Origin of the sequence: Tianweitania populi, assembly GCF_014652875.1 — a bacterium.
Classification (GTDB): Bacteria; Pseudomonadota; Alphaproteobacteria; order Rhizobiales; family Rhizobiaceae; genus Tianweitania; species Tianweitania populi.
Genome location: NZ_BMZQ01000006.1, coordinates 91,659 through 108,572 on the forward strand (window position 1 = coordinate 91,659; position 16,914 = coordinate 108,572).

Here is a 16,914-nt window from a genome sequence, read left to right on the forward strand (position 1 = left end):
TCACCAATACTACCGCGTTACTTGTGATGGCGCTGCTTCTCCAATGAGTCGACGCGCACAGGAGTCCGATTGACTCACCTACCGAAAAAGAACAAACATAGAACATAGCAGCGCCGAGCGGAGTTGCAAAGCCCCTTTAGGAGAACCGGATTTCATGGCCGATCGCGCGGCAAACCCTGTTATCGCCCAGCTCCAAGAGCGCATTGCGCATTTGGAGAGTGGTGCTGGCCGGGTGCGGGAGGTTCTACCATTCGGTCTGCCTGACATGGATCGACGCCTGCCGGGCGGTGGGTTGGGGCTCGGGTGCCTGCACGAGATCGCCGGCGGCGGCAACGGCGCTGTGGACGGAACCGCTGCCGCCATGTTCGCGGCCGGCATCGCGGCACGGACCAGAGGCAAGGTGCTTTGGATCGTAACTCGGACCGATCTCTTCGCACCCGCGCTTGCGCAGGCTGGGCTCAATCCCGACCGGGTGATCCATGTTGAGGCGGGCGATGAGAAAGCGCTGCTTGCCTGTTTTGAGGAAGGGCTGCGCCACGGTGGCTTAGGAGCCGTCGTTGCGGAAGCCGCTCATTTGTCGATGACCGCGTCGCGTCGCCTACAACTGGCGGCGGAAGGTTCGGACACGATCGGTCTCGCCGTCCGGCGTTGGCGTCGGCAGACAGAGGCCGGCGATTTCGGGCAGCCGACGGCGAGCGTCACCCGCTGGCGTGTCTCGGTGCTGCCCACCGCTCCATTGCCTGTGCCCGGTCTCGGCCGTGCCCGCTGGCTGGTCGAGTTGATCCGATGCCGTTCCGGCGAAAGTGCAGATTTTGAAGTGGAGGCTTGCGATGCCAAGGGTTGTATCGCTCTTCCTTCCAAGGTGGCCGACAGACCGCCTCAGAAGGAAGTCGGGCGACGCATCGCCTCCGCCTGAGGCACCGCTCGTCCTCGCCGGTCGTACCGGCCGCCGCAGAACCATCGCCGCTCTCGACGCAAATGCCCAGGCGCTTGGCGTCGGGGTCGGCATGGCCGTTGCCAAGGCGCAGGCGCTCGTGCCGGGGCTGTTCGTTATCGATGCTGATCCCGTCGCCGATCGAGAGGGTCTCGAGAAGCTCGCGCTCTGGGCTCTGCAGCGGATCTCCCCAGTTGTTGCCGCGGACCCGCCCGATGGACTGGTGATCGACACGACTGGCGCCGATCATTTGCATGGCGGCGAGGCGGTGATGCTTGAGACAATGGTGCAGAAGTTCGCGGCCTCAGGCGTAGAGGCGCGTGCTGCAATAGCCGACACCTGGGGTGCGGCTCATGCTGCTGCCCGGTTTCTCCGGCACCAGATCGCGGTCATCGCGCCCGCTGAAACCGGGGCAATGTTACGCTCGCTGCCGTTGGCGGCGCTGCGGCTGGACGGTGAAACCGTGACCGGTCTGCGCACACTCGGCTTCGAAACCGTCGGTGATCTGAAAGATCAGCCGCGTGCTCCGCTCACCCTGCGCTTTGGTCCCGAAATCGGACGTCGCCTCGATCAGGCGTTCGGCGTTATTGGCGAGCCGGTCGATCCCATCCGATCGCCGGAACTGGTCGAGGTTCGCCGGGTCTTTGGCGAGCCGATCGGTGCGGCCGATACCATTGCACGCTACATTGGAAAGTTGGTCGATGCGCTTTGCCTCGAGCTGGAAAAGCGCGGTCTTGGCGCGCGCCGGCTCGACCTGCTGTTTCACCGGGTCGACAATACCATGCAGTTCATTCGGGTCGGCATGGCTCAGCCGGTGCGCGATCCCAAACGCCTAGCGCGCCTGTTACGCGACAAGATCGAGACCGTGGATCCTGGCTTCGGCATCGAGATCATGGTGCTGGTGGCGATCGAGAGCGAAGCAATGCACGATCGCCAAGCCATCTCATCTCTGGTCGCGCCATCCGAACCGGATGTCTCCAACCTGGTCGACGTTCTCGCTAACCGCGTCGGCGGCCACAGGCTCTACCGCTTCACGCCGGTGCAGAGCGACGTGCCGGAACGCTCGGTCGCTCGCGTGGCAGCGCTTTCGCCCGAGACCGGCGCCACTTGGGAAGGCGACTGGCCGCGCCCGCCGCGGCTTCTGGCTCGTCCCGAGCCGGTCGAGACCATGGCGCTGCTACCCGACAACCCGCCGGTCTGGTTCACCTGGCGCGGCATACGCCGGCGCGTGCGACGTGCTGACGGACCTGAGCGCATTCGCGGCGAATGGTGGAAGCGCGATGCGGAGATGACCACGGTCAGGGATTATTTCCGGGTCGAGGACGAGACCGGCGAACGCTACTGGTTGTTCCGCTCCGGCGACGGTGAGCATGAGGACAGCGGCTCGCAAAAGTGGTTCCTGCATGGGATCTTCGCATGAGCCGGTCCTCCTACGCCGAATTGCAGGTCACCACGCATTTCTCATTCCTGCGCGGTGCAAGCTCTTGCGAAGAACTTTTCGCGCAAGCGGCTGCCATGGGGATTTCCGCGCTTGGCGTCGTCGATCGGAATTCACTCGCCGGGATAGTTCGGGCCCATGAAGCGGCACGCACCACCGGCGTCCGCCTCATCGTCGGCTGTCGCCTCGATCTTGCCGATGGCCTGTCGGTCCTCGTCTATCCGACCAATCGGCCAGCCTATGCGAGACTTTGCCGCCTGCTGTCGCTCGGCAAGAAGCGCGCGGGCAAGGGCAAGTGCCATCTCGAATGGCCCGATCTCGTCGCCTATGGGGAAGGGCTGATTGCGGTCCTCGTGCCCGATGTCGCTGACGAGACCTGCGCAATGCAGTTGCGCCGTCTGCGCGAAGCCTTCGGTGACCGCGCCTATATGGCGCTGACGCTTCGCCGTCGCCCCAACGACCAGCTCCGTCTCTGGGAATTGTCGAACATGGCGACCATGGCTCGCGTGCCGACGGTCGTCACCAACCATGTGCTGTTCCACGAGACCGGACGGCAGATCATGCAGGATCTCGTGACGGCCATCAGGCACAACGTCACGATCGACGAGCTCGGCCATCGACGCGAGCGCTTTGCCGATCGCTACCTCAAGCCGCCCGAGGAAATGCACCGCCTGTTCGGACGCTATCCCGAGGCACTCGCGCGAACCACGGAAATCATGGAGCGCTGCAAATTCTCGCTCGACGAGCTCGCCTATCAATATCCGGAAGAAAAGCTCTACCCGGACCTTACTCCGCAGCAGGCTCTGGAAAAGCTGACGTGGGAGGGCGCGGCCGAGCGCTATCCGGAAGGCCTGCCAGAAAAGGTGCGCGGCAATCTCCAACACGAACTGCGATTGATCGAGAAGCTGGACTATGCGCCGTATTTCCTGACCGTGAATGCGATCGTGCGTTTCGCCCGCTCGAAAGCCATTCTCTGCCAAGGCAGGGGCTCGGCGGCGAATTCGGCCGTTTGCTTTGTACTCGGCGTCACCTCTGTCGATCCCGACCGAAACGACCTTCTCTTCGAACGCTTCGTCTCCGAGGAACGGCGTGAGCCGCCCGACATCGATGTCGATTTCGAACATGAGCGCCGCGAAGAGGTGATCCAGTGGGTCTACGAGACCTATGGCCGGACCCGGTCGGCGCTATGCTCGACCGTCATTCGCTACCGGGCCAAGGGCGCGTTGCGCGATGTCGGTAAGGCGCTCGGCCTGCCCGAGGATTTGACCAAGACTTTGTCCTCACAGGTCTGGGGCTGGTCGGAGGGTATCGAACAGAAGCATGCCGAAACTCTCAACCTCAATATGGGCGACCGCCGCCTGCGCCTTGCCCTCGAACTCGCCCATCAGCTCGTCGGCACCCCGCGTCATCTCTCCCAGCATCCGGGAGGCTTCGTCCTGACCCGCGACCGGCTCGACGAACTGGTGCCGATCGAGCCGGCGGCAATGGAGGATCGGCAGGTCATAGAATGGGATAAGGACGATATCGACGTCCTCAAATTCATGAAGGTCGATGTTCTGGCGCTCGGCATGCTCTCCTGCATGCGGCGCGCCTTCGATCTCCTGGCCGAGCACAAGGACATCAGGCTCGACCTCGCAACCATCCCGGCCGAGGATCCGCGCACCTATGCCATGATCCGCAAGGCGGACACGCTTGGCACATTCCAGATCGAGAGCCGCGCGCAGATGGCGATGCTGCCGCGCATCAAGCCGCGCACATTCTACGATCTGGTCATCGAGGTAGCGATCGTCCGGCCCGGGCCGATCCAGGGCGACATGGTCCATCCCTATCTGCGCCGACGAGAGGGCAAGGAGGACGTTACCTTTCCCAAGCCGGAGCTCGAGGCAGTGCTCGGCAAGACGCTGGGTGTGCCCCTGTTCCAGGAGCAGGCCATGCGCGTCGCCATTGAATGCGCCGGCTTCACCGCCGGCGAGGCCGATCAGCTGCGCCGGGCCATGGCCACCTTCAAACACACAGGTGGCGTCTCGAAGTTCGGGGAGAAGCTGATCTCTGGCATGGTCGACAACGGCTATGACCGTGAGTTCGCCGAACGCACCTTCAAGCAGCTGGAAGGGTTCGGCAGCTACGGCTTTCCCGAAAGCCATGCTGCGAGCTTCGCCCTCATCGCCTACGCCTCCGCCTGGATGAAATGCTGGCATCCCGATGCCTTTTGCTGCGCGCTGCTCAATGCCCAGCCGATGGGCTTTTACGCGCCTGCCCAGATCGTCAGGGATGCGCATGAACATGGCGTCGAGGTCCGTCCCGTCTGCATCAATACATCCCGATGGGACTGCACCCTGGAGCCGATTGGAAACGACGGCCGCTTCGCAGTGCGTCTGGGCCTGCGCATGGTCAAGGGGCTCGGCAATGCCGAGGCCGCGCGCCTGATCGCCTGTCGGGATGACCGAGCATTTTCGTCGGTTGATGATCTATGGCGCCGTGCGGCCATTCCTGCCGCTGCCTTGGTCGAATTGGCGGAGGCCGACGCCTTTCGACTTTCGCTCGATCTCGCTCGCCGCGAGGCTCTGTGGGCCATCAAGGCCCTGCGGGACGAGCCGCTGCCGCTGTTCGCGGCCGCTGCAGAGCGTGAGGCGATCATCGTTCCCGAGCAGACGGAACCTGCCGTTGCATTGCGCCCGATGCCGGCGGGCAGGGAAGTGGTCGAAGACTATAGCCATGTCGGTCTCACGCTTCGACAGCATCCTGTCTCGTTCCTTCGGGCCGAGCTCGCGCAGCAGCGCATCCTGACCTGCGCAGAAGCTGTTGCCTGCCGCGATCGCCGCTGGGTGCATGTCGCCGGCCTCGTTCTCGTGCGTCAGCGGCCGGGCTCGGCCAAGGGCGTCATGTTCATCACCCTCGAAGACGAGACCGCCGTCGCCAATCTCGTGGTCTGGACCAAGGTGTTCGAAAAGTTTCGCCGCGTCGTGCTCGGTTCCGGCATGATCGGGGTGAAGGGAAGGGTGCAGCGGGAAGGCGAGGTTGTGCACATCGTCGCTCATGAAATCCGTGATCTCTCGGCTGAGCTGGCAAGCATCGGTTCGCTGGAGACCGCTTTTCCTCTCCCGCATGGGCGCGGTGATGAGTTTCATCACGGATCGCCAACACCAGATCCCCGGGGCTTAGCCAAGCCGCGCGATATGCCCGACCCGTATCTGCATCTGGACGAGATCAGGGTGAAAACGCGGGATTTTCGGTAAACGTCCAGATGCGACTACTAATAGAGCGGTTTCTGGCGCTGTTTCGGTTATGGGAAAATGACATGCGTTGCTTCAAAAAGCCGACGTTGCATAAGCGCTAATCTGATGCTTAGTGTTGAGGATCTACACATACTCTCGCGGAAGAATAAGTTGTTCGATGTACTACTACCCTGGCTGCCGGGCTTTGCCGCCGCCTACGCTATCCAGATAGTCTCAGTCGCCTCTCCAGGCCCCGGAGTAGCCCTGCTTTTAGGGCTGGGCTTGTCTAAGGGGCGGAAGGCTGCCCTTGCTGCATCATTGGGCATCGCTTTTGGCGCAGCCTGCATTGCATTGGCTACAACGCAAGGCCTTGGACAGCTTATGGAGCGGGTCGCTTGGCTCTCGACTATCATTCGATTAGCAGGTGCGACCTACTTAATGTGGCTAGCGTTAAAAGCCTGGGCTCGCGCCATCAAACCTCCTGCAATAGATGCCAAACCCACGCCTGGTGCAGGCGGACTATTCCGCTGCTTCGGTTCCGGACTCGCTATGCAATTGACTAACCCGAAAGCCATCGTGTTCTGGTTGGCCATAGCCACGGTTGGGGCCACGCACAATGCGCCACCATTGATCGTTATTCTATTCATACTCGGAGCGTTTCTAATTTCCTTAGTCGGACACGGTGCGTATGCGGTCCTCCTGTCCTCCGCTCCCTTCCGGCTCGTTTACGAACGCTGCCGCCGTTGGGTCGAAGCTGGTATCGGTGGATGCTTGACGTGGTTTGCCGTCCGCCTTGCCACCGAACGATCCTGACCAGATCGGCGATGTCGCACATTCTCGCTCCGTGACTCACCGAGGAGATCAGTCGGCAAATCTTAAAGGCCGTCTTCAGGTTTCGACCCGGTTGCAGCTGTATAGCGGTCCCAGGAGCGGACCTTCTACGGAAGGGTCAATATAGCTAGTATCGATGTGGAAGGCGAGGCAGCATGACTTTCGCAGAATGGCACGCGATGATGCTTGAGCAAGTCGAACATTGGCATAAAAACGGTACTCTCCGGGCAAAGGGGCACATGCTGGACGGAGCCTTGTCCGGCTATTGGGAGTGGTTTCGGGTCGACGGCACGAAGCTGCGTTCCGGTCACTTCGATAACGGACAGCAGGTCGGGGAATGGATCACCTACGACCGAAGCGGTCGACCACACAAAGTCACGAAGAAGAGAGGAAGTGAGCAGGGTGATCAGTAGGTAGGCAGTCAGGCGGCAACCCACTCTACATAAGCCCTCCCGGGTCTCCATGCCAACTCCAGAAACGGTCATTCACGAGCCCGCCGTGATGGCGGCTAGAAGCCGAGCACGCTCGCACGTCGTTGTTGATCCTCCAGCGACACCACATAGTGAACGAAAGCCGGGCACTCTTCTATCGACCGACCAATTAAGTGGATCAGCGTTTCGAGGCAGCGCTTCTGTCGATCATTGAACGCGGCTTGGGCCTCGCTGAGATCGGTCGCCGAGTTTCGATTCACAAAGCTAAAGAACTTGCCGAGAAGGCCAGCTATCGCGTCGGACACCTGCACCCATGAGTGGTCCTTTGAGTCAACAAACGAGAAATTGCATATGGGAGCAGTGCCGTCCCTTAGATCGAGTTCGCGGAGGTAGGTTTCGATCGTTGTCTCGATGTCCAGGATGTGTGTGGCATTTTTGAAGAGTGCGAAGCGCTGAAGGTAGAAGGCGCCAAAGCCGTCAATGAGGACGTTGGGTGTCTCGTCTTCGAGGTAAGGAAGGGCGTCGAGCTTCGCCGCGATTTTGAGCAGCCCTTTGAGCATCTGATAGTTGAAATTGTGCAGCAGCGGGCGACGGGCCTCTAGCAAGTCGCGCAGTTCGGCGATGAACGCTGCGCGTCGGTCAGGCCCAACGTCTGGATAGCTGTACCGTCCAAGCAGGTCCGCAGTCATCTCCACATCGTCGCGGAGGATCGTGTACAGGTCGTTCTTGAGCATGGGACTCATCATCATGAGTTGACCGTTGCCGTCCTCGGTGACGATGGAATCCACGACATCGACAATGGACCAGTAGAGTGGGTCGAGAACTTGGTAGTGGACGAACAGGTCTCGGCTGAACAGCCAGTCGAGCAAGGCCTCGACCTTCTGAGAGTTTAGAAGTTTGAGGAAATTCCCCTTGCCGAGGTGCTCCAGCTTAAGCTCCTGTGTCGATTTCTGAAGCCTGAGCAAGCTCCGAAGATCCTCGAAATCAAGCGGCGGCGGCGCGCCGCGGTGGGCAACTCCGCCAAGCACAAAGCACTGCGGCGCTCGGACGTTCAAGCCGTCGGGCGTCAAATGCAGCCGCCGAATGTTATTGGTCTCGTCATAGTGCATTGTGTATGCGCCATCGACGTTGGGGAGATTGTTCATCGCGAGCACAGGTGTGCGGAGGTCGTTGATATCGGTCATCGCGTTCTTCGTTTTCGTAGCTTGTGTGGTTCATTCCTGTGGTGCGGGCCGTGTGATCCGTGGTCGCCGCGCGCCTAGTTCGGGCGGCGATTGCGTCGCAGTCAGTAGCGCCTCTTCGGCCGTTTTCTGCGGGTCCATGAATGTCATCCGATCGGCGATAAAACCGCCGAAGGCGCCCGCATCGGTCACCGAGGGTATCGGCGCGTCATATACAAGCGGGAGGAAGGCGGTGAGCGCGATCCGGTAGAGAGGCGCCGCATATTCGAAGATCGTGCGCTGAGGCGTGGCGAGCAATAAGTTGCTTCTCTCAACGGGATTGCCGTGGAGGAAGTCGTTTCGGCAGTCATAGAGTGACTGGATCAGCCATGACGCCAATGTTCGCTTTACCTTCGTCTTGTTGCCCGTGTCGTGTGCGAGCTGGCCGCTCGCCGGGATCGCCCACCGCGTCCGCTCGATTAGCTCGAAAACTTTTTCGCGGTTCGCCTTGCCGCTTCCGCCCGGATGAACCAGAATTTCGAAAGCGCTGACCCAGAGCGAGACGATCCGGCCAACGTCGTAGAATGTCGTATCGGTCCCGGCAGGCAGGAGCGAGGCTTGATACGCCATGTTGAGTGAGCGCATCAGCGCCACGTCATCCCACGCCGGCTCCTCGGCCTCATATCGTCGGCGCCATCGCGCCAGGAGCGCGGAGAGGAGCGGCTGATCGATGTCGCTCGCGGCGAGCGACGTGCGGAAGAGCGCGGGAGACGATTGGCCACGAAAGCTTGAGACCAGGTGAGTGCCGAGGATCGCCGGCGTGCTGCCAATGACGTCCTTGTAATGCCGGTCGAGCATCCATGGGTAAACGGCGAAGGCCTCTCCGAAGAGAACGCGGTGCCCGCGCGGATAACGAAGCTCCAGCGAGCGCCCGCGGGTGATGGTGGACAGCGCGATGACGTCGCGGAAACTTCCCAAGGCGGCGACATCGCAGAAGCTTGCCGGCGCGGCTGCGTCGAGTAGCAGCACTGCCGGTTCGAATTTCGCTCCAAAATTGTCCGTGAAGCGACTGAGGAACTGCTTGAAGGTCGGATGGAGGCGTTTCAGGGCTCTGACACGATAGTCGTGAGCCGGCGCTATCGCCGCGATCTCGCATTCGACCGCATGGTCCAACGGTATGTTCGGCAGGACGAATACCGGCGTCCAGTCGACGGTCATATGCGATCCCTCATCGTAGGAGCATGCGCATGCTCTAGAAGAGGATATCGCACGTCAAATCTGTCAAACTGAGAGGAAAAACTTTATATGCATTTATGGGGGAAACAACCGTGCAAATCGCAAAGCTAGAGATCGAGAATTTTCGGGGTATCCGCGAAGGTGTCGTTCGCTTTTCACCTCATACCGTCCTCGTCGGCTCAAATAACTGCGGGAAGACTACAGTTGTCGAGGCGCTGGCGCTTTTGTTCGGCCGGGATCGGATGGTCCGCCAACTGACCGAGCATGATTTCTACGGCAGCAACCCGCAGCCCGTGGACCGAATTCGCCTTGTCGCCACGGTCATCGATTTTGTTGGTGACGACCCGGCTCAGCATATGGACTGGTTTCGGGACGATCGCGGAATCGTAAAGTGGTGGAATCCGGTTGATGGCGCTGTGATGCCCGCCCGCACGGACCCATCATGGAAGCTTGCTTGCCAGGTCGCCTTCGCCGCACGATTTCATAGGCCGTCGCTCGAAGTGGAGACGCTAAGGTACTTCCATGACGACGATGCGGTAGGCGACGTCTTTGCCGACGAGAACGCCACTGCTTTCTCCGCGCGTTTGATCCGCGACATTGGGTTCTTTTTCGTGCCGGCCACCCGGACATGGGATCGGACTGTATCGTTTGGATCGGAGTTGTTTCGCAGGGTTGTCGCCGCCGGCGAAGGCCAGCCGTCCGAGTCTGTCCTTAGCGAGCGGGACAGATTGCGCGCGCCGGATGCGCGGCTTGAGCAGGATGAGCGCCTAGCTCCGATCGTCAATCGCCTAAATCAGGAGCTACGCGGCTTTTTCCGGACTTCCCCCACGCTCCATTTGCGCGTGACGGCTACGGACAGCGACAGCCTGCTTGAATCCGTCGTTTCGCACTATGCCCATGAGGGAGCCGATCTCCCCTTGCCGGCGAGGCGGCATGGTAGCGGCCTTCTCTCTCTCCAGCATCTGCTTCTGCTTTTGCAGTTTGGCCGCATGCGCGCCGAAGCCAACGAAGGTTTTTGGATGGCGCTTGAGGAACCGGAACTGCATGTGCCACCGGCCCTACAGCGCCGACTAGTTCACAGAATCCAGGCTCTTTCCCGACAGACATTCGTCTCGACTCATTCGCCGATGGTGGCGGCCCTCGCGGACCCGAAGGGCGTGGCGGTTCTCCGGAATGACGGAGGGCTGCTGACTGCGGTTCCTTTGCTCACCTCCACACTGCCTGCTGATACGCCGAACAGCGTGCGGAAGCTATTCCAGGTCAACCGCGTCGAAACGATCGCGGCCGTGATGCACGAGTTCGTCTTGGTCCCCGAAGGTCGCACCGACTACGAATGGCTCGGGCTGTTGGTTCGCGCGGTCGATCTGCATCAAGGCTGGGCGGCGGCGGACGAGTGTCGGTTCGACGCATTTGTAGGCGTCATCCCGACGCATGATGGCGCGGTCGTCAGAACGGTCGAGGCCATGGCGCGCTTACACCCCCGCGTTGCGGCGATGGTTGACGGGGACGTGGAGGGAGTCGGATATGCCGCAACTCTTGTGGCGGCCGGATCTCCAAACTCGGGGGTGATCCTTCGGTGGGCGGATGGCCAGATGCTGGAGGATACCATTGGCTGGATCATCGATGCCGATGCGAATGCCTGCCTTCCGGCGATCCAGATCGACCAACCGGCAGCCACTGTGGCAGAGCTGGTCTTGCGCCTGAAGAGCGACAATCGCGCTGCTGGGGGACTGAAGAAGGACACGTCAAGCTACGAGATCATCGCGGGCGCGATCGGCGCTACGGAAGTCTGTTGCGCGCGAGCGCGGTCGCTGCTCAACGCGATCACCGACGTGGTGAAGGGAGAGAACAACCCGCTGTTTTCCGCGGATGCTGCTAATCCGGCGATCAGGGTATTCCAGCCGTGACGGTTCGGGCGGTAGAGGGAGCTGCTGGATGCGGAAAGACGCATCGTCTCATGGAGATGCTCTCGGAGACGCTCGCTGACCATCCTTTGATTGAGGGGCAGCGCGTGCTTGCGCTGACTTTCATGCACGGTGCGAGGCGCCGCTTGTCGGACCGGCTTCGGACCGTTGCCGGTCTCATGAGCCGGGTGGAATGCTGCACGGTCGACGCCTTCGCATGGCGCATCTACCGACGCTGGCGCGGCCTTGCAGCGGCGCTTGGCGTCGCGCCTATCGAGGAAGGTGAGTTCGATGCGGTCTGCGATACTGCCGGATTGCTTCTTGAGCAGCAACATGTCCGGGCCTGGACGGCTGCGAGCTTTCCAATCGTACTGGTGGATGAGGGACAGGATCTGAGACCGCAGCGACTACGGATGCTGGCTGCGCTGTCGGGTGCCACCCACACATTGATCGCGGCAGATGAGTTTCAATGTCTCGACCAGGCGCTGCGGCCAAATCCGCTGGTGACCTGGTTGCAAGGGACGGCAGAACCCGAAACGCTGGTTCAAGTGCGCCGGACGAATATTGGGGGCCTTCTGACAGCGGCGGCGGCGATCCGGAACGGCCAGGCGCCGGTGAATGGACAGGGCTTCCGCATCTTGCAGCCGGGCGCAAGCGTTCCTCTAGCCGCGACCTTGCTTGCCAACGCTATCGCGTGGCGACAAGGTGGCGACGTCGCGGTGATCACACCGGCGCTACAAGGCGGATTCGCCCAGTCTGTGGTAAGGCGCGTGGGGCAAGGCCCCTGCGGACAGCAGCAGAACGGACCGTACGCGATCCAGTGGGAGGGAACTGATCAAGACGAGACGCGGGTCATCCTCGGGGAGCTCGAGCTTGTTGCGAACGCGACCGCTGTGGCGACATGCACCGCGCTGCGTTCGCTGCCACCATCGGGGCCGGTGCGCGCTGCAATCCTATGGGTGGAAAATCAGATCCATGCTGTCGGGCGTACGGAGTTTACCCGCGTGGAGATCGAAGCCGTTATCGCTCGAAACGTTGCGTTGCGCCGGCAGTATGGCAATCGTGCAGCGCATCTCTTCACCGCGATGACGGTGCAACAGGCCAAGAACCGCGAGTTCGACGGCGTCGTAGTTATATGGCCGTATCAGGTCGGCGGCGATGTCGAGCATAAGCGCCGGTTGCTCTACAACGCCGTGACGCGGGCCAAGCGTTGGTGCAACATCATCGTCCAGGGCCAGAACATCCTCGCGGCGGCGCCGTTCGTATAGATTTGCTTAAGCAGGGGCGCTGCAGTCGCCGCGACACCCCGTCAATCAGAATCCGCACCTTCCCCTTGATCGTGTCGAGGTGCAGACTGTAAACTCGTAGGTGCGGGCCTTGCCCCGGCCTATCGAGTTTCTCGTCCAATGATGCTTGATCAAGCCTCGCTCCTCAAGCGACTTCAAAATCTGTTCTGCTGCGGCCCTTGTCATGCCTGTCACCGTGGTGACAGCCGACACAGTCAGTGGCGTCCCATTTGCGGCGAGCTCTATAAGTACTGCCATCATCCCAAACTGACGCAGTCGCGATCCGGGTGTTTCATCCGGCCTGTGAACATTCAGAATGCTATGAAGTGTCAAGTCGAGCCTGAGCTGAACCGCTAATCGAGTCGAAGGTGCGCGCAGATCAGTGCTCATTCGTCGGTTTCGAAGTCATCGCTTGCGGTACGCCCCCGCTCTGCGATGCCCATTGACCCCTTGGTGATCGGGGAGTTCGAAACCGTACCAGACGGCCCTGAAGCCTTTAGCTCGGTGAGCCTGTTGTATACGCCACAGGCTCCCCGACCATAAGGATCAAGGAGATGGAGCCTTTCCGGTAGCCTCCATACCGCTGGTAAGGGTTTCGACGCCCTTGAGACGGTGCGTGGCCGCCTCAAGGGCCTGCATACCGGAACTCAAAGGATTTGTCGCGCCTAACCTGTAGGAAACATGACGCTGCGTTCGTGACGCGGCCTGTGCCAGGTCCTCAAGCTTCCTGCGTTTGTTAGTCAATCAGAGAGTGTTGTGCCCGGTTTGGCAGTGCCAAAATTGCGCCCTCGCCTTCCTGTGTAATAGTCGGCAAAGCCTAATCTCTGACGGTTCTGCACTGGTTAGGTACTCATCCCCGAAGCAGAAGGCGGGGTGGGCAAGTACATGCCTTCGGATGTCAGCCGAATTTTAGGCCCAGCTTCTTCCGCTTAGGAGCCGGTGGGGGCGGGACCTGGACCGTGGCGGGCTTGCGACCGAGACCTACACTCCTCGCCAAGGCGGATCGCGACGCGGAATAGTTTGGCGCTACCATCGGATAGTCGGACGGCAGGTTCCACTTCTGTCGGTAGGCATCTGGCGTCAGGCCGTAATGCGTTGAGAGATGCCGCTTCAGCGACTTAAACTTCTTGCCGTCCTCAAGACAGATCAGGAAATCCGGCGTGACCGATTTGCGAATCGACACGGCTGGAACCGGCTTTTCTTCCAGTTGCTCAACAGCAGTGCCAGAAGTAAGGCCGGCAATCGCTGCATGTGTGCTGGCGATGAGCCCGGGCAATTCGCTTGCCGGGACCGAATTGTTGCTGACGTAAGCAGCTACGATCTCTGCGGCCAGTTTAATCAGGTCGGCGGAAACCGTTGTGGTGTCTTCGTTCATTGTCCGGTCCATGCGGGGGAACTCGTCTGGCTGCCACCTCGTGGCAACATCGTCGGTACAGGAAGAACCTGTTTTCGCAAAGACCCCGATGATGGCGGCATCAGAAGCCAACGGGTCGTGGCTGAATATCCGCGTGCCTTCGTGCTGACAGCGCAGCTCCGGTGCAGAGCCCAGTCCTCGCTCTTGTCGGCTTAATTCCCTTGTTCCAGCCCGGACCTTTCCGATCAACCCGCTGCGGGGTCGGACTACGCAAGCGTGCCGCCGCTCAGGGCTTCGCCATCGCGGTGATCGCGGTCCCGTCCGGACCCGACGGGCGCCTGTCGAGCGGGGAATGGTCCCCGCGAATACGGGAGCCACACCATGTCGCCAGAACTCAATCTCGCTCAGAGCCACGCCTGGAACCTCGCCCGGACGCTGATGGTACCGGTCATCGTTTTCAGGGTCGGTGAGGATGAGTATGGCGTTCTTCCTGCTGACGACCTCGATGACGACGAGGTCGACACACTTTTCGAATATTGCCCGTGGTCCGGCGCTCGCGCGGTTCACTGAACGTCGCGCCAGAGTGGCGTGCCGCAACCGGGCGGCAGGCCGCAAGGGAAGCTGCGCCGCGGCCGGAGCCGCGCCCTTGCCCCCTTTGCCCGCCAGCGGCGGACGTGAAGTGTTCCGTCAATTGTGCGGACGAGATAGAGTCATGACAGAGGCCGGCCGGAAGGTGGCCGGGAGAAGATTATGGAAAAAGCGGATATAGAAGAACTGCGAGGTAAGGTTGGCTGTGGTGCGGTGCTGGAGACCGGCGGCTTTGCCCTCGATCTCAGGGAGAGCACCCCCAAAGCGGTCAAGTACCGGCGCGGCGACGAGATCATCATCGTCATCCATGACGGCAAGGGCTGGTTCGACCCATTGTCCGACGCTAAGGGGGACGTCTATTCGCTTCTCCAGCATCTGGATGGCTGCGACTTTCTGGAAGCCTTCGTGCAGGCGGCTTCACTGGTGGGGTTCGAGCCGAGCCGACCGCAATGGACGCGGCAAGCCCGCGAAAGCGAGCCCGATCAGTCGATCACGGAGCGATGGTCGGCGCGCCGCAAGCCGTGGCGCGGATCGGCGACCTGGCGCTATCTCCGCGACGAGCGGCACATCCCTGAACAGGTCATCCGCATGGCAATTGCCCAGAACGTGCTGCGGGAAGGGCCGCGCGGCTCGATGTGGGCGGCGCATCAGGGGAATGACGGTGTCGTCACCGGCTGGGAGGAACGAGGACCGGAATGGCGGGGCTTTGCGTCCGGCGGCAGCAAGGTGCTGTTCCGGTTCGGTAACGCTGCCGCCCCGCGCATTTGCGTGACCGAAGCTGCGATCGACGCCATGAGCCTTACAGCGATCGAGACCGTTCGGCGCGATACGCTCTATGTCAGCACGGGCGGCGGCTGGTCGCCATCAACCGATGCCGCTCTGCGGTCGTTGTCGAAGCGGCCCGACGCCCGGCTTGTCGCAGCCACAGACGCCAACCCGCAAGGCGAGGTATTCGTGTCGCGGCTGCGGGAGCTTGCCGGCGAACTGACCTGCGACTTCGAGCGCCTGAGGCCCGCAGCAGATGACTGGAATGCGATGCTGCAGGATGCGGCGCTCTCCTGAATCTGGCACATCTATTGCACCGGAGCGCGTAATCCGGGTCCGACCACAACCTTCGCCGTCGTCATCTCGACCCGCAATGGCGCATCAAGCCTCGACTCCGCCTCCTGTCGAAGCGCCTCGAGATCGATTTCCTCGGCCTCGGGCTGATAGATTTCGAGAACGATCTGGCCGGTACGTTCATCGGCATAGGTCCCCTGAAGGCCAGGGAATTTGCCCCGGAGCCAGTTCAGATTGTCGACATGGAGCTTCTGCAGCTCCTCCCTCGTGTGCGTCTGGCCGGTAACGAAGGCGACGGTCAGCGGCTCTCCGCACACCTCCGACTTTCGGTCCTCGACAGGCTCATCGCCGGTGAGGCGCAGGACCATTCGGCTGTGCTCGCCCTCTTTCTGATCCCAGAACAAGCCTGCCAGTCGCGCCGCGTAAGTCTCGCGCAGCTCGCGGACGAGCGCGTCGCCGCCATATTGGACGCGCAGCAGTTTCGCCTTTTCCGGGGTATCGGCGTCCAGCACCGGCGTTGAACAGTCGAGCAGCGGATCGACCCGGTCTGGGCTTTCCGCCTGCGCCGGGATCGAAATGGTCGCGGGGACCAGAATAAGAGCAACCGCGAGCGTGTGTTTCATGGTCCGCATGAAAGCGGCCGCGTGCGGCCAAATTGGGGAGAGGAAAAGAGAGGAACGAAAGAAAACCGGCTGCCGCATGCCCGCCGGGCGCGTCAAGGTTGAAGCTTCGCCCGGCTACGCCGGACCTTGACCCGCCCGGACGGAGAGGCGCCAGGGAAGGAAGGGTCAGGAAGGCCGAAGAGGATGGTGATCCGTCCGGGATGAACCACGCTTTGGCCTGACGAGGCTGAAGGAGCCCCCCAATGACCCAATCTCCTATTCGCAAGATCTATCAGGGCATCGCCGATCGCCGGCAGATGTTCCGCATGTTCGACCGGCACGCGCAACGCCCGAACCGCTTTGAAGGCGATGCCGGGCCGCTCTATTGCGGCGAATGGTTCGAGGTCGGCCGCGTCGAGCACGATTACATGCTCGATATCTTGCCGCCTCTCTGGATGCGCGGCGAGATGTTTGCGTTGCGCGAGTTCCTGGCCGGATCGATCACCAGCGTCTTCTATACGCTGCGCATCGGTGGCCGAACGCGCTACTACCACGGCTATTGCGATCTGTCCGTCGCCCGCTCACCTGTCGAGATGCGCGACGCGATCGTTGAACGCGAATCCCGGTCCGTCAAGGCGATGACGCATGAGGAGCGCCTCGAACACATATGGAGCGCCACTCATGACGAGTATCGAGGCTATGCCGGCGATCGCTGGCTAGCCGAGCATCGGGGCAAGCGCACTGTCCTCTACTATGGCGGCCGCCGGGGCACCACGCTGAAGCTGCTCGAAGACCTTACCGATGACGAGATCGCGGCCAAGCTGCCCGTGCATCTTCGTCATGTCCCCAAACGCATCGCGGCATAGGGGGGGCGGG

15 protein-coding genes are annotated in these 16,914 nt (G+C 61.4%); 10 read left to right on the top strand and 5 right to left on the bottom strand.

Annotation, left to right across the window (positions count from 1 at the left end; all coding sequences use genetic code 11):
* Positions 1-154 precede the first annotated feature (154 nt).
* From IE166_RS19810 to IE166_RS19830, 5 genes are all read left to right on the top strand, one after another.
* On the top strand, positions 155-916 hold the full coding sequence (locus IE166_RS19810; protein ID WP_189507410.1) for an ImuA family protein: 762 nt from the start codon (positions 155-157) through the stop codon (positions 914-916).
* On the top strand, positions 831-2,354 hold the full coding sequence (locus tag IE166_RS19815) for a Y-family DNA polymerase (protein WP_189507411.1): 1,524 nt from the start codon (positions 831-833) through the stop codon (positions 2,352-2,354). The genes IE166_RS19810 and IE166_RS19815 overlap by 86 nt, the downstream gene beginning before the upstream one ends.
* Positions 2,351-5,608: an error-prone DNA polymerase gene (locus IE166_RS19820; RefSeq protein ID WP_189507413.1), complete on the top strand. Its 3,258-nt coding sequence runs from the start codon at positions 2,351-2,353 to the stop codon at positions 5,606-5,608. The genes IE166_RS19815 and IE166_RS19820 overlap by 4 nt, the downstream gene beginning before the upstream one ends.
* A 105-nt stretch (positions 5,609-5,713) precedes the next feature.
* Complete coding sequence (locus tag IE166_RS20995) at positions 5,714-6,400, top strand: LysE family translocator (protein WP_189507415.1); 687 nt, start codon at positions 5,714-5,716, stop codon at positions 6,398-6,400.
* A 173-nt stretch (positions 6,401-6,573) separates the two neighbouring features.
* Positions 6,574-6,831, top strand: a complete 258-nt coding sequence (locus tag IE166_RS19830; RefSeq protein WP_210313005.1) for a toxin-antitoxin system YwqK family antitoxin — start codon at positions 6,574-6,576, stop codon at positions 6,829-6,831.
* 95 nt (positions 6,832-6,926) lie between these two features.
* On the opposite strand, the gene IE166_RS19835 is transcribed toward IE166_RS19830, so the two are convergent.
* A complete protein-coding gene (locus IE166_RS19835) occupies positions 6,927-8,033 on the bottom strand; it encodes a DUF3800 domain-containing protein (RefSeq protein WP_189507417.1) in 1,107 nt (368 codons plus the stop codon).
* Positions 8,034-8,063: 30 nt separating this feature from the next.
* Entirely contained in the window at positions 8,064-9,227 is a 1,164-nt protein-coding gene (locus tag IE166_RS19840; protein ID WP_189507419.1) for a hypothetical protein, read from the bottom strand.
* Positions 9,228-9,337: 110 nt separating this feature from the next.
* Here IE166_RS19840 and IE166_RS19845 point away from each other — a divergent pair, with 110 nt between their 5' ends.
* The gene (locus IE166_RS19845; RefSeq protein ID WP_189507422.1) at positions 9,338-11,152 is read left to right on the top strand and encodes an ATP-dependent nuclease; all 1,815 of its coding nucleotides are present in this window, start codon (positions 9,338-9,340) and stop codon (positions 11,150-11,152) included.
* Entirely contained in the window at positions 11,149-12,417 is a 1,269-nt protein-coding gene (locus IE166_RS19850; protein WP_189507424.1) for an ATP-binding domain-containing protein, read from the top strand. The genes IE166_RS19845 and IE166_RS19850 overlap by 4 nt, the downstream gene beginning before the upstream one ends.
* Before the next feature lie 45 nt (positions 12,418-12,462).
* On the opposite strand, the gene IE166_RS20905 is transcribed toward IE166_RS19850, so the two are convergent.
* Both IE166_RS20905 and IE166_RS19860 read right to left on the bottom strand, forming a co-directional pair.
* Complete coding sequence (locus IE166_RS20905; RefSeq protein WP_189507426.1) at positions 12,463-12,825, bottom strand: MarR family transcriptional regulator; 363 nt, start codon at positions 12,823-12,825, stop codon at positions 12,463-12,465.
* 508 nt (positions 12,826-13,333) lie between these two features.
* A complete protein-coding gene (locus IE166_RS19860; RefSeq protein WP_189507428.1) occupies positions 13,334-13,810 on the bottom strand; it encodes a MucR family transcriptional regulator in 477 nt (158 codons plus the stop codon).
* 360 nt (positions 13,811-14,170) lie between these two features.
* On the opposite strand from IE166_RS19860, the gene IE166_RS19865 reads away from it, so the two are divergent.
* Both IE166_RS19865 and IE166_RS19870 read left to right on the top strand, forming a co-directional pair.
* A complete protein-coding gene (locus tag IE166_RS19865) occupies positions 14,171-14,359 on the top strand; it encodes a hypothetical protein (protein WP_189507430.1) in 189 nt (62 codons plus the stop codon).
* A gap of 180 nt (positions 14,360-14,539) precedes the next feature.
* On the top strand, positions 14,540-15,439 hold the full coding sequence (locus tag IE166_RS19870; protein ID WP_189507432.1) for a DUF3991 and toprim domain-containing protein: 900 nt from the start codon (positions 14,540-14,542) through the stop codon (positions 15,437-15,439).
* An 11-nt stretch (positions 15,440-15,450) separates the two neighbouring features.
* Here the strand turns inward: IE166_RS19870 and IE166_RS19875 are convergent, their stop codons facing one another.
* Complete coding sequence (locus IE166_RS19875) at positions 15,451-16,059, bottom strand: hypothetical protein (RefSeq protein ID WP_189507434.1); 609 nt, start codon at positions 16,057-16,059, stop codon at positions 15,451-15,453.
* A gap of 242 nt (positions 16,060-16,301) precedes the next feature.
* Between IE166_RS19875 and IE166_RS19880 the strand changes: the two genes are divergently transcribed.
* Positions 16,302-16,904, top strand: a complete 603-nt coding sequence (locus IE166_RS19880) for a DUF1419 domain-containing protein (RefSeq protein WP_189507436.1) — start codon at positions 16,302-16,304, stop codon at positions 16,902-16,904.
* Positions 16,905-16,914 lie beyond the last annotated feature (10 nt).

What these genes read in the sequence shown, in the direction of transcription:
- IE166_RS19810 (WP_189507410.1), top strand. Translation starts at nt 155, where the DNA reads ATGGCCGATCGCGCGGCAAACCCTGTTATCGCCCAGCTCCAAGAGCGC.
- IE166_RS19815 (WP_189507411.1), top strand. Translation starts at nt 831, where the DNA reads ATGCCAAGGGTTGTATCGCTCTTCCTTCCAAGGTGGCCGACAGACCGC.
- IE166_RS19820 (WP_189507413.1), top strand. Translation starts at nt 2,351, where the DNA reads ATGAGCCGGTCCTCCTACGCCGAATTGCAGGTCACCACGCATTTCTCA.
- IE166_RS20995 (WP_189507415.1), top strand. Translation starts at nt 5,714, where the DNA reads ATGCTTAGTGTTGAGGATCTACACATACTCTCGCGGAAGAATAAGTTG.
- IE166_RS19830 (WP_210313005.1), top strand. Translation starts at nt 6,574, where the DNA reads ATGACTTTCGCAGAATGGCACGCGATGATGCTTGAGCAAGTCGAACAT.
- IE166_RS19835 (WP_189507417.1), bottom strand. Translation starts at nt 8,033, where the DNA reads ATGACCGATATCAACGACCTCCGCACACCTGTGCTCGCGATGAACAAT.
- IE166_RS19840 (WP_189507419.1), bottom strand. Translation starts at nt 9,227, where the DNA reads ATGACCGTCGACTGGACGCCGGTATTCGTCCTGCCGAACATACCGTTG.
- IE166_RS20905 (WP_189507426.1), bottom strand. Translation starts at nt 12,825, where the DNA reads ATGAGCACTGATCTGCGCGCACCTTCGACTCGATTAGCGGTTCAGCTC.
- IE166_RS19860 (WP_189507428.1), bottom strand. Translation starts at nt 13,810, where the DNA reads ATGAACGAAGACACCACAACGGTTTCCGCCGACCTGATTAAACTGGCC.
- IE166_RS19865 (WP_189507430.1), top strand. Translation starts at nt 14,171, where the DNA reads ATGTCGCCAGAACTCAATCTCGCTCAGAGCCACGCCTGGAACCTCGCC.
- IE166_RS19870 (WP_189507432.1), top strand. Translation starts at nt 14,540, where the DNA reads ATGGAAAAAGCGGATATAGAAGAACTGCGAGGTAAGGTTGGCTGTGGT.
- IE166_RS19875 (WP_189507434.1), bottom strand. Translation starts at nt 16,059, where the DNA reads ATGAAACACACGCTCGCGGTTGCTCTTATTCTGGTCCCCGCGACCATT.
- IE166_RS19880 (WP_189507436.1), top strand. Translation starts at nt 16,302, where the DNA reads ATGACCCAATCTCCTATTCGCAAGATCTATCAGGGCATCGCCGATCGC.